The organism is Mesorhizobium sp. KR9-304, from assembly GCF_040049215.1.
Classification (GTDB): Bacteria; Pseudomonadota; Alphaproteobacteria; order Rhizobiales; family Rhizobiaceae; genus Mesorhizobium_K.
Window position 1 is genome coordinate 1,844,053 of record NZ_JBDZDN010000001.1, and the last position, 12,006, is coordinate 1,856,058.

Annotated in this window: 11 protein-coding genes; 9 read left to right on the top strand and 2 right to left on the bottom strand. The window is 64.1% G+C overall.

Annotation, left to right across the window (positions count from 1 at the left end):
• Nucleotides 1-5 precede the first annotated feature (5 nt).
• Both mtaB and dapF read right to left on the bottom strand, forming a co-directional pair.
• Nucleotides 6-1,298: a tRNA (N(6)-L-threonylcarbamoyladenosine(37)-C(2))-methylthiotransferase MtaB gene (mtaB, locus tag ABLE71_RS08850; RefSeq protein WP_348782968.1), complete on the bottom strand. Its 1,293-nt coding sequence runs from the start codon at nucleotides 1,296-1,298 to the stop codon at nucleotides 6-8.
• Nucleotides 1,298-2,179: a diaminopimelate epimerase gene (dapF, locus tag ABLE71_RS08855; protein WP_348782969.1), complete on the bottom strand. Its 882-nt coding sequence runs from the start codon at nucleotides 2,177-2,179 to the stop codon at nucleotides 1,298-1,300. Before dapF ends, mtaB begins: the two co-directional genes overlap by 1 nt.
• Nucleotides 2,180-2,416: 237 nt before the next feature.
• Here dapF and ABLE71_RS08860 point away from each other — a divergent pair, with 237 nt between their 5' ends.
• The 9 genes from ABLE71_RS08860 (at nucleotide 2,417) to ABLE71_RS08900 (ending at nucleotide 11,980) form a co-directional block, all read left to right on the top strand.
• Complete coding sequence (locus tag ABLE71_RS08860; RefSeq protein WP_348782970.1) at nucleotides 2,417-2,860, top strand: hypothetical protein; 444 nt, start codon at nucleotides 2,417-2,419, stop codon at nucleotides 2,858-2,860.
• Nucleotides 2,861-3,022: 162 nt separating this feature from the next.
• Nucleotides 3,023-3,559, top strand: a complete 537-nt coding sequence (locus ABLE71_RS08865; RefSeq protein WP_348782971.1) for an AprI/Inh family metalloprotease inhibitor — start codon at nucleotides 3,023-3,025, stop codon at nucleotides 3,557-3,559.
• 31 nt (nucleotides 3,560-3,590) lie between these two features.
• Nucleotides 3,591-4,823: a cell division protein ZapE gene (zapE, locus tag ABLE71_RS08870; protein ID WP_348782972.1), complete on the top strand. Its 1,233-nt coding sequence runs from the start codon at nucleotides 3,591-3,593 to the stop codon at nucleotides 4,821-4,823.
• A gap of 207 nt (nucleotides 4,824-5,030) precedes the next feature.
• Nucleotides 5,031-5,999, top strand: a complete 969-nt coding sequence (gene mdh, locus ABLE71_RS08875) for a malate dehydrogenase (RefSeq protein WP_348782973.1) — start codon at nucleotides 5,031-5,033, stop codon at nucleotides 5,997-5,999.
• 26 nt (nucleotides 6,000-6,025) lie between these two features.
• Nucleotides 6,026-7,219 (top strand): ADP-forming succinate--CoA ligase subunit beta, encoded by a 1,194-nt coding sequence (gene sucC / locus ABLE71_RS08880; RefSeq protein WP_348782974.1) that lies wholly within the window; start codon nucleotides 6,026-6,028, stop codon nucleotides 7,217-7,219.
• A gap of 55 nt (nucleotides 7,220-7,274) precedes the next feature.
• Nucleotides 7,275-7,577 carry a hypothetical protein gene (locus ABLE71_RS08885; protein ID WP_348782975.1) on the top strand — a complete coding sequence of 101 codons (303 nt, stop codon included), beginning with the start codon at nucleotides 7,275-7,277 and terminating at the stop codon, nucleotides 7,575-7,577.
• The gene (locus ABLE71_RS08890) at nucleotides 7,504-7,920 is read left to right on the top strand and encodes a PIN domain-containing protein (RefSeq protein ID WP_348782976.1); all 417 of its coding nucleotides are present in this window, start codon (nucleotides 7,504-7,506) and stop codon (nucleotides 7,918-7,920) included. Before ABLE71_RS08885 ends, ABLE71_RS08890 begins: the two co-directional genes overlap by 74 nt.
• A 28-nt stretch (nucleotides 7,921-7,948) precedes the next feature.
• Nucleotides 7,949-8,845 carry a succinate--CoA ligase subunit alpha gene (gene sucD / locus ABLE71_RS08895; protein ID WP_348782977.1) on the top strand — a complete coding sequence of 299 codons (897 nt, stop codon included), beginning with the start codon at nucleotides 7,949-7,951 and terminating at the stop codon, nucleotides 8,843-8,845.
• A gap of 147 nt (nucleotides 8,846-8,992) precedes the next feature.
• Nucleotides 8,993-11,980: a 2-oxoglutarate dehydrogenase E1 component gene (locus ABLE71_RS08900; protein ID WP_348782978.1), complete on the top strand. Its 2,988-nt coding sequence runs from the start codon at nucleotides 8,993-8,995 to the stop codon at nucleotides 11,978-11,980.
• Nucleotides 11,981-12,006: the final 26 nt, after the last annotated feature.

Below are 12,006 nucleotides of genomic sequence, written 5' to 3' on the forward strand. Positions count from 1 at the left end.
CTGGTTCAGGCAGCCCGGTCGCGCGTGTCGGCGGCAGGCGCGGCGAGCAGCCGTTCGCGGTCGTGGCCGGTGACGACTGCCGCGACGATGTCGCCAGGCTGCCCCGCGTCGAGCGCCGTCAGCGTGAAACCCTCCGTGCGGCCGAGGCCGTCGCGTTCGATCAGCACGGACTGCTGCGTGCCGGCAAGCGATGCGAGATGCTTCGCGTAGGCATGCTCACCCTCGGCGCGCAGACGTGCGGCGCGTTGCTTGACGATTTCGCGGCGGAGCTGCGGCATGCGGGCGGCGGGCGTGCCTTCGCGCGGCGAGAAGGGGAAGACGTGCAAATGCGTCAGGCCGCATTCTTCGACGATTTTGAGCGAATTATCGAACATCGCCTCGGTCTCGGTCGGGAAGCCGGCGATGATGTCGGCGCCGAACACTATGTCCGGACGCAAAGCGCGGACCTCGGCACAGAAGCGGATGGAGTCGTCGCGCAAATGGCGGCGCTTCATGCGCTTCAAAATCATGTCGTCGCCGGATTGCAACGAGAGATGCAGATGCGGCATCAGCCGCCTTTCGGTGGCGATGGCCTCCATCAACTCATCATCGGCTTCGATGGAATCGATCGAGGAAAGGCGCAAGCGCCTGACGTCCGGCGCCTGGCGCAGGATCGTTTTTACCAGCCTGCCGAGCTTGGGGCTGCCCGGCAGGTCGCCGCCATAGCTGGTGAGATCGACGCCGGACAGCACGATCTCGGCATAACCGTTGCCGGAGAGCCGCTTCACCTGCTCCACGACCGCTCCCATCGGTACGGAGCGCGAATTGCCGCGGCCGTAGGGGATGATGCAGAAGGTGCAGCGGTGGTCGCAGCCGTTCTGCACCTGCACGAAGGCGCGGGCGCGCCCCTCGATGGCGTCGACCATGTGCGAGGCGGTCTCGCGCACCGAGAAGATGTCGTTGACGCGGGCCTTCTCGAAATCGTTGACGCCGAAGTCGGGGAGTGCGCGGTAGTTGTGGCTTTTCAGCTTCTCCTCGTTGCCGAGCACGAGGTCGACCTCGTCCATGGCGGAAAAACTTGCCGGATCGGTCTGCGCCGCGCAGCCGGTGACGATGATCCTGGCGTTCGGATTCTCGCGGCGCGCCTTGCGGATCGACTGCCTGGCCTGGCGCACGGCCTCGGCGGTGACCGCGCAGGTGTTGAAGATCACCGCGCCGTCCTTCAATTCGCCCAGGCCGGCGGCCGTCGCCTCACGGCGCATGACTTCCGACTCGTAGGTGTTCAGCCGGCAGCCGAAGGTGACGATCTCGACGCTCATCACGCCGCGCTTTCGGTGTCGCGCGCCCAGGCGCCCGTCGCCGGATCGAAGCTGCCGGAAAATTCCCATTCCGCCGGACCGGTCATGATGACGTGATCATCATCGCGCCAGTCGATGTGGAGCGGGCCACCAGGTACGGTGATCGTAACCCGGCGGCCAGTGCGGCCGGTGCGCGCGGCGCTGGCGGCGACGGCGCAGGCGGCTGAACCGCAGGCGCGGGTGAGCCCGGCGCCGCGCTCCCAGGTGCGGATGATGATCGTTTCGGGAGAGGTGACATGGGCGATCGAGATGTTGGCGCGCTCCGGGAAAATCGGGTGGTTTTCGAGCATCGGGCCGAAGCGGTCGAGCGCATAGGTCCAGACGTCGTCGTCGACCCAAAAGATCGCGTGTGGGTTGCCCATATTGGCGACCGAAGGCGAATGCAGCACCGGCGCGTCGATCGGGCCGACCTGCAGCTCGATGGCGCGCGTGTCGCGGAACTCCTCGGCGAGCGGGATGTCCTGCCAGCCGAAACGCGGCACGCCCATGTCGACCGAGATCGACCCGTCGGCGTGTTCCTCGGCGGTCAGGATGCCCGCGATCGTCTCGAAGGTGAACAGCTTCTGGCCGGTTTCGGCGGCGAGCGCCTGCACCACGCAGCGCATGCCGTTGCCGCAGGCCTGCGCCATCGAACCGTCGGAGTTGATGATCTCTATGTAGTTAGCAGTGCCTGGCGTCCTCGGATCGTGGATCGCCATGATCTGGTCGAACTTGGTTGCCGGATCGGCGTTGAGCGCGACCGCCGCGGCTGGGGTGACGCGGTCGGCGCGGCCGCGCATGTCGGCGACGATGATCTCGTTGCCGAGCCCGTTCATCCTGGCGAAGGGGGCCGCGTTGGCCATGGAGCAAAGCTTCCGCTGGTCTTTCCGGCGCTATATGGCCGAACCGACCGCGAATTACCAGTGCGGGAAAGTCGCGCTCGCCGCCCGTTGCGTCAGGTCACGGCGAAGAGGCCGAGCGCCAGCCGGGCAGGTCGGGGATGTTCCCGACCGCCGTCCTGGCGCAAGCGTTCCGCCGGTGTGGAGGCCAGCAGGCGGCGATTACCGCGCTATGCTCGGCGTGCAGGGGGACGCCCGATCATGCCGATGAAACGCACCAGAACGCCGTGGATGAAGGCCGAGGATTTCGGTCGTTCACTGCCCAGAGGCATCGGCATCAATCTGCTCGTACCGGAGATCGGCCCGATGGAGGCGTTCTGCCGCGACGTGCTGGGTGCTGATATCGTCTATGCCGACGAAGATTTCGCTGCCGTCACGCTCCTCGGGTCGGTCTTCATGCTGCACGCCGACCATTCCTATTCCGACAATCCGATGAGCGGTGTGATCGAGGGCGTCGAGCAGCGCGGCACAGGGCTGGAGATACGCATCTACGGGCTCGATCCGGACGCCGTCGAAGCGCGGGCGCGCGAGCAGGGGCACCATGTTCTTGCCGGTTCGCTCGACAAGCCGCATGGATTGCGCGAGTGCCATATTGTCGGCCCCAGCTTCTATGTCTTCGTGCCCAGCGTGGCGATTGGCGGCTGAATCGAGGCCGGATTGCCGGGATTTGCCGGGATAATTTTGCAACAAACCTCGCCGCAAACCGTATTTTAACCATATCTGGCTGAAATTTGGCCACCTTCACCGGCTTGATGGTGGTGGAAAGATTGTTCCTGGAGCGCCGACGGCTGTCTGGCGGAGGGTGTTATGGCTTTTTCAAAGACCGGCCTTGTTGCGGTTTCGCTGGCGGCCCTGCTTGCGGCGGGCTGCTCGAGCACCCGCTTCACGTCCATGAACGACCAGCCGGCGCCGCTGTCGCCCGCTCCATCCGGCAACGTGACCGCCTCCACGACGCTGCCGCCGCCGGCCACGCCGGCGGATCCGGCGAGCTTCCCCGCGGCGCCTGGCGAATCCACCGACGTCGCCTCGATCAATCCCGGAGCAGACCCGGCGGCGGCTGCACCCGATATCACGACAGGCAGCGTGGTCGGCGCGTGGAATGCGTCGGTCTCCGGCCAAAGCTGCCAGTTGATAACGTCGCTGACCAAGCTAGGCTCGAACAATCGCGCGGCGTCGCGGCAGTGCGCTGCCCCGGTCAACGGCGTCAAGGCATGGAACGTCGCCGGCAAGCAGCTCTCGCTCTATGACGAAAGCGGATCGGTCGTCGCCCGGCTCTACTCGTCGGGCCCGGAAAAATTCGATGGACAGACCTCGACCGGATTGCCTATCTCGCTTAACCGGTAGACCGTTCCTTCCACACGTCGTTTCATGACCGATGCATCTGCGTGACGGCCTCGAGCCGCATCCGACCCTCGCGCAGCGTTATGCGCATCGCGTGGAGATCGGCGAAGTCTCCGACGATGGCGAGCAGCGCAAGGTCGTCGCGGCGCTCGACCGGCTCATCGACGAGATCAGGACCAAGCGGCTGCAGCGCAAGTCGAGCGCTCTGGGCTGGCTGTTCGCCAAGAACCGCGCCGCTACGGAGGCCGTGACCGGTCTCTACATCCATGGCGGTGTCGGGCGCGGCAAGACCATGCTGATGGACCTTTTCTTCGACACCGTGCCGGTGAGGCGCAAGCGGCGCGTGCATTTCAACGCCTTCATGGCCGACGTGCAGGACCGCATCCAGAAGCACCGGCTGGCGCGCAAGAACGGCGCGGCGAAGGAAGACGACCCTATCCCGCCAGTCGCCAGGGCGCTCGCCGAAGAGGCCTGGGTGCTCTGCTTCGACGAGTTCTCCGTCACCGACATCGCCGACGCGATGATCCTGTCGCGGCTGTTCTCGGCGCTGTTTGCCAGCGGCGTGGTGCTGGTCGCGACCTCCAATTTGGCGCCCGACGACCTCTATCGCGACGGGCTCAACCGCCAGCTCTTCCTGCCCTTCATCAGCCTGCTGAAGCGCCATGCCAAGGTGATGCCGCTCGATTCTCCCACCGACTACCGGATGGAGAAGCTGAACCGAATGCCGGTTTATCTGACGCCGATCACCGCCGAGACGGATCGGCTCATGGACGAGGCGTGGGAGGTGGTGACGCGCGGCGCTCCCGCCCGGCCCGAGGCGCTGACGGTCAAGGGGAGGCAGGTGTCGGTGCCGCGGGTGGCGGGCGGTGCGGCGCGCTTCGCCTTCGCCGATCTGTGCGACGCCCCGCTCGGCGCGAGAGACTACCTTGCGATCGCCGCACGCTATTCGACTGTCTTCATTGATCGCATTCCGGTGCTCGACCAGACGCGACGCAACCCGTCGAAACGCTTCATCCTTCTTGTCGATACGCTTTACGACAGCCATTCGCGCCTGTTCGTCAGCGCGGAAGCGCAGCCGCAGGAGCTCTATCGGGGCCGTCCCGGCGTCACGGAAGCCTTCGAGTTCGACCGCACCGTGTCCCGGCTGATCGAGATGCAGAGCCGCGAATGGCTGGACGGCTGGGCGGAACGGGCGCGCGCAGAGCCCGGTCGCGGCAAGCTGGAAAGCCAAAACTCGAAGGTTGCCACGCCGGTCCCCCAGAATTGATGACAGTTTTGTGAAGCTGTTTTGACGTTTACGTAAATGCATTTCAATCTAACCGATTGAAAACATTCACCCAAAAATAATCGTTTGAATTTTTTCCGGTGCGGCGCTATTGCCAAGCGCGAATTTTCGGCATTGCCTCTTTCTCTTTGGCCTCTCGCACTTCACCGGGCCATCCGCCCGGTTCCGGATTAAGGGAAAAATCCTCACATGGCACGCAACAAGATTGCCCTCATCGGCTCCGGCATGATCGGCGGCACGCTCGCCCACCTCATCGGCCTCAAGGATCTCGGCGACGTCGTCCTCTTCGACATCGCCGAGGGCATTCCGCAGGGCAAGGGGCTGGACATTGCCCAGTCCTCGCCGGTCGAGGGCTTCGACGCGCGCTATGTCGGCGTCAACGACTATGCCGGCATCGAGGGCGCGGACGTCTGCATCGTCACGGCCGGCGTGCCGAGGAAGCCCGGCATGAGCCGCGACGACCTGATCGGCGTCAACCTCAAGGTCATGGAGCAGGTTGGCGCTGGCATCCGCAAATACGCGCCCAAGGCCTTCGTCATCTGCATCACCAACCCGCTCGACGCTATGGTCTGGGCGCTGCAGAAATTCTCGGGCCTGCCCAAGACGCATGTCGTGGGCATGGCCGGCGTCCTAGACTCGGCGCGCTTCCGCCACTTCCTCGCCGAGGAATTCAAGGTCTCGGTCGAGGACGTGACGGCCTTCGTGCTCGGCGGTCACGGCGACACGATGGTGCCGCTGGTGCGCTATTCGACCGTTGCAGGCATTCCCCTGCCCGACCTCATCAAGATGGGCTGGACCTCCAAGGAGAAGCTCGACCAGATCGTGCAGCGCACCCGCGACGGCGGCGCCGAGATCGTTGGCCTGCTCAAGACCGGTTCGGCCTACTACGCGCCGGCCGCTTCCGGCATCCAGATGGCGGAGGCCTATCTCAAGGACAAGAAGCGCGTGCTGCCCTGCGCCGCGCACCTGTCGGGCCAATACGGGGTCAAGAACCTCTATGTCGGCGTGCCGACGGTGATCGGCGCCGGCGGCGTCGAGCGCGTCATCGAGATCGACCTCAACAAGGCCGAGCAGAAGATGTTCGAGAAGTCGGTCGAATCCGTGCAGACGCTGTGCGAGGCCTGCGTGAAGATCGCGCCGAACCTGGCCAAGAAATAAGCTGGCGAAGAAGTAAGGACGCGGCCATGAACATCCATGAGTATCAGGGCAAGCAGCTCCTGAAGTCCTTTGGCGCGCCGGTCGCCGAGGGGGTTCCCGTCTTCAGCGCGGGCGAGGCTGAAGCCGCGGCCAAGAAGCTGCCCGGCCCGCTTTATGTGGTGAAGAGCCAGATCCATGCCGGCGGCCGCGGCAAGGGCAAGTTCAAGGAGCTGTCGCCGGACGCCAAGGGCGGTGTGCGGCTGGCGAAGTCGGTCGCCGATGTGGTGACCAACGTCAACGAGATGCTCGGCAACACGCTGGTCACAAAGCAGACCGGCCCATCAGGCAAGCAGGTCAACCGCCTCTACATCGAGGACGGCGCCGACATCGACCGCGAACTCTATCTGTCGCTGCTGGTCGACCGCACGGTCGGCCGCGTCGCCTTCGTCGTGTCGACCGAAGGCGGCATGGACATCGAGGCGGTGGCGCACGACACGCCGGAGAAGATCGTCACCGTGGCGATCGACCCCGAAAAGGGCGTGACGCAAGCCGAGCTGAAGGCGCTGAACGCCGCGCTTAAGCTCGACGGCGACGCCGCCAAGGACGGCGAGACGCTGTTCCCGATCCTCTACAAGGCCTTCACCGAGAAGGACATGAGCCTGCTCGAGGTCAACCCGCTGATCGTCATGAAGGACGGCCGGCTGCGCGTGCTCGACGCCAAGGTGTCGTTCGACAACAACGCGCTGTTTCGCCATCCCGAGATTCTCGAACTGCGTGACACGACCGAGGAGGACGAGAAGGAAATCGAGGCTTCGAAATACGACCTCGCCTATGTCGCGCTCGACGGCAATATCGGCTGCATGGTGAACGGCGCCGGGCTTGCGATGGCCACCATGGACATCATCAAGCTCTACGGCGCCGAGCCGGCGAACTTCCTCGACGTCGGCGGCGGCGCTTCCAAGGAGAAGGTCACGGCGGCGTTCAAGATCATCACCGCCGACCCCGCCGTAAAGGGCATCCTGATCAACATCTTCGGCGGCATCATGAAATGCGACATCATCGCCGAAGGCGTGATCGCAGCGGTGAAGGAAGTCGGGCTGAAGGTGCCGCTGGTGGTCAGGCTCGAAGGCACCAACGCGGACCTCGGCAAGAAGATCATCAACGAGAGCGGGCTGAACGTGGTGTCGGCCGACGACCTCGACGATGCGGCCAAGAAGATCGTCGCGGCGGTGAGGGGTTGAACGATTACACATAATCGCACATATTCTGACTGTGTGATTATGTGGAGATGGCAAGATGAAGAATGTGACGCTTGCAATCGACGAGGCACTTCTCGAACGCGCGCGCGGCTTGGCCGAACGACGCAAGACGTCCCTCAATGCGATGGTGCGGTCCTTGCTCGCGCATGAGGTAGAGCAGGAAGACCGGATCGCCTGGGCGCGGGAAGGTATGCGGAAACTTATAGAGGAAAAGCAGAAGAAGGGGGAAAGCGGCCCACCCTTTACGTGGAACCGCGACGAAATCTATGCCGAACGAGAAGATCGAATCATTTCTCGACTCGAACGTCCTCCTCTACGCGGCTTCGGAGAGGACTCGTGATCCGCGTCGTTTCGACATCGCCCTTGATCTCGTCCTTCGGACGCTGTTCGGCGTTTCGGGCCAAAGTCTTGCCGAGTTCGCTAATGTCTCGCGGCACAAGAAGCTTCTCGAAGAGCACGAACTTGATCGCTGGCTGCTGTTTCTCGGCACTTTTCCTTTCGTGCCAGTCGATCAGGACTATGTCGCGGCGGGTCTTGCAATGGCCCGCCGCTACCGGCTCAGCTACTACGACGCGGCGTTGCTTGGCGCGGCCGAGCGCCTCGGGGCGCCGGTTTTCTACACGGAAGACCTCAACCACGGCCAGGTCTACGGCACGGTCCGGGCAATTAATCCTTTCCTTTGACAGCTGAATTGCAAGGACACATCGCTTCATGTCCATTCTCGTCGACAAGAATACCAAGGTTCTCGTACAGGGCCTGACCGGCAACACCGGCTCGTTCCATACCGAGCAGGCGCTGGCCTATCACGGCACCAAGATGGTCGGCGGCATTCACCCGAAAAAGGGCGGCACGTTCTGGGACGGCAGCGTCTCGCTGCCGATCTTCGCCACCGTCGCCGAGGGCAAGGCCAAGACCGGGGCAAATGCCTCGGTCGTCTATGTGCCGCCGGCCGGCGCCGCCGCGGCCATCATCGAGGCGATCGAGGCGGAAATCCCGCTCATAGTCTGCATCACCGAGGGCATCCCGGTGATCGACATGATCAAGGTGAAGGCCAGGCTCGACCGCTCGGCATCGCGCCTCATTGGTCCGAACTGCCCCGGCGTGGTGACGCCCGACGAGTGCAAGATCGGCATCATGCCCGGCAACATCTTCCGCAAGGGTTCGGTGGGCGTTGTTTCGCGCTCGGGAACGCTTACCTATGAGGCAGTGTTCCAGACCACGAATGAAGGGCTCGGCCAGTCCACCGCCGTCGGCATCGGCGGCGATCCGGTCAAGGGCACGGAGTTCATCGACATATTGGAGATGTTCCTCGCCGACGACGAGACCAAGTCGATCATCATGATCGGCGAGATCGGCGGCTCGGCCGAGGAAGACGCGGCGCAGTTCCTGATCGACGAGGCAAAGCGCGGCAGGAAGAAGCCGATGGCCGGCTTCATCGCCGGACGCACGGCGCCTCCCGGCAGGACCATGGGTCACGCGGGCGCGGTGATCTCCGGCGGCAAGGGCGGCGCGGAAGACAAGATCGCGGCGATGGAGGCGGCGGGCATCAAGGTCTCGCCTTCGCCGGCGCGGCTGGGAAAGACCCTGGTCGAGGCGATCAAGGGATAAGAAATCAGGGAGTAGGGAATAGTGAGCAGGGAAAAGCGAAGGTAAGGAACGCCGCGGCAAGGCGGTGCAGAACTGTAACCGATCACTATTCCCTACTCTCTATTCACTCCCCTCAAAGGAGACGGAGCGGCGCTCCGACAGGCAAAAATGGCACGGCAAGATCAGGCCAACGACGAGTTCTCTCTCACCTCCTTTCTCTATGGCGGCAATGCCGACTATCTCGAGCAGCTGCAGGCTGCCTGGGAAGACGATCCGCAGTCGGTCGATCCGCAGTGGCAGGATTTCTTCGCCGCTCTGAAGGACGACGCGATCGACGTCAGGAAGAACGCCAAGGGCGCGTCCTGGTCGAAGCCCTCATGGCCGATGCAGGCGAATGGCGAGCTGGTTTCGGCCCTCGACGGCGACTGGGGCCTGGTCGAGAAGCACATCGAGAAGAAGGTCAAGGACAAGTCCGCGTCCGGCGGCGTGGCGCTCTCCGACGCCGACCTGCTGCAGGCGACGCGCGATTCGGTGCGCGCCATCATGATGATCCGCGCCTTCCGCATGCGCGGCCATCTGCACGCCAACCTCGACCCGCTGGGCATCGCCAAGCCGCTCGAGGACTACAACGAACTGTCGCCGGAGAACTATGGCTTCACGGAAGCCGACCTCGACCGGCCGATCTTCATCGACCATGTGCTGGGGCTGGAATACGCCACCATCCGCCAGATGATGGACATCCTGAAGCGGACATACTGCTCCACGCTCGGCGTCGAATTCATGCACATCTCCGACCCCGAGGAGAAGGGCTGGATCCAGGAGCGCATAGAGGGGCCTGACAAGGGCATCGAGTTCTCCAAGCGCGGCAAGATCGCGATCCTGCAGAAGCTTATCGAATCGGAGGGCTTCGAGCAGTTCATCGACGTCAAGTACAAGGGCACCAAACGTTTCGGGCTTGACGGCGGCGAGTCGCTGATCCCGGCGCTCGAGCAGATCATCAAGCGCGGCGGCGCGCTCGGCATGCGGGAGATCGTGCTCGGCATGGCCCATCGCGGCCGCCTGAACGTGCTCTCCCAGGTGATGGGAAAGCCGCACCGCGCCATCTTCCACGAATTCAAGGGCGGCTCCTACGCGCCTGACGACGTCGAGGGCTCGGGCGACGTCAAGTATCACCTCGGCGCTTCCTCCGACCGCGAGTTCGACGGCAACAAGGTGCATCTCTCGCTTACCGCCAATCCGTCGCACCTGGAGATCGTCAATCCGGTGGTGATGGGCAAGGCGCGCGCCAAGCAGGACCAGATATTCGGCCGCACGCGTGAGGAGATCGTGCCGCTCGAGGAGCGCGCCAAGGTGCTGCCGCTGCTGCTGCACGGCGACGCCGCCTTCGCCGGCCAGGGCGTGGTGGCCGAGTGCCTCGGCCTGTCGGGCCTGCGCGGACACCGGGTCGCCGGCACGCTGCACTTCATCATCAACAACCAGATCGGCTTCACCACCAATCCGCGCTTCTCGCGGTCGTCGCCCTATCCGTCCGACGTCGCCAAGATGATCGAGGCGCCGATCTTCCACGTGAACGGCGACGATCCGGAAGCCGTGGTCTACGCAGCCAAGGTGGCGACCGAGTTCCGCATGAAGTTCCACAAGCCCGTGGTGGTCGACATGTTCTGCTACCGCCGCTTCGGGCACAATGAGGGCGACGAGCCGGCCTTCACGCAGCCGATCATGTACCGCAAGATCCGCACCCAGAAGACGACCGGCGCGATCTACGGCGAGCGGCTGGTCGCGGAGGGCCATATCACCCAGGAAGAGATAGACAGGATGCGGGCCGACTGGCGCGCGCATCTGGAATCGGAATGGGAAGTGGGACAGGCCTACAAGCCCAACAAGGCCGACTGGCTGGACGGCGCCTGGTCGGGCCTGAGGGCCGCCGACAACGAGGACGAGCTCAGGCGCGGCAAGACCGCCGTGCCGGTCAAGACGCTGAAGGAGATCGGCAAGAAGCTCACCGACGTGCCAAAGGATTTCGAGGTCCACAGGACGATCGGCCGCTTCCTCGAGACGCGGCGCGGCATGATCGACACCGGCGAGGGCATCGACTGGTCTACCGCCGAAGCGCTCGCTCTCGCCTCTATCCTGCTCGACGGCAACCCGGTCAGGCTGTCCGGGCAGGATTCGGAGCGCGGCACCTTCTCGCAGCGCCATTCCGTGCTCTACGACCAGCGCGACGAGACGCGCTACATCCCGCTAAACAACCTCTCGGCGGCGCAGGCCGGCTTCGAGGTGATCAACTCGATGCTGTCGGAAGAGGCCGTGCTCGGCTTCGAATATGGCTACTCGCTGGCGCAGCCCAACGCGCTGACGCTGTGGGAGGCGCAGTTCGGCGATTTCGCCAACGGCGCGCAGGTGGTGTTCGATCAGTTCATCTCCAGCGGCGAGCGCAAGTGGCTGAGGATGTCTGGCCTCGTCTGCCTCTTGCCGCACGGCTATGAGGGGCAGGGTCCCGAGCATTCCTCGGCTAGGCTGGAGCGCTTCCTGCAGCTCTGCGCGGAAGACAATATGCAGGTCGCGAACTGCACGACGCCGGCGAACTACTTCCACATCCTGCGCCGGCAGATGAAGCGTGACTTCCGCAAGCCGCTGATCCTGATGACGCCGAAGTCGCTGCTGCGCCACAAGCGCGCCGTGTCGACGCTGGCCGAGATGTCTGGCGAATCGGCCTTCCACCGCCTGCTCTGGGACGACGCGCAACTGCTCGGCAACCAGCAGGTCAAGCTGGTCAAGGACTCCAAGATCCGCCGCGTCGTGCTGTGCTCGGGCAAGGTCTATTACGACCTCTACGAGGAACGCGAGAAGCGCGGCATCAACGACGTCTACCTGCTGCGCGTCGAGCAGCTCTATCCGTTCCCGGCCAAGGCGCTGATCACCGAGCTCAGCCGCTTCCGCAACGCCGAGATGGCGTGGTGCCAGGAGGAGCCCAAGAACATGGGAGCCTGGTCCTTCATCGACCCCTATCTCGAATGGGTGCTCGCCCATATCGACGCCAAGCACCAGCGCGTGCGCTATACCGGCCGCCCGGCGGCGGCCTCGCCCGCCACCGGCCTGATGTCGAAGCATTTGGCGCAGATCGCCGCTTTCCTCGAAGACGCGCTCGGCGAATAGCTAGAAACCAAGGCAGAACGGACAGG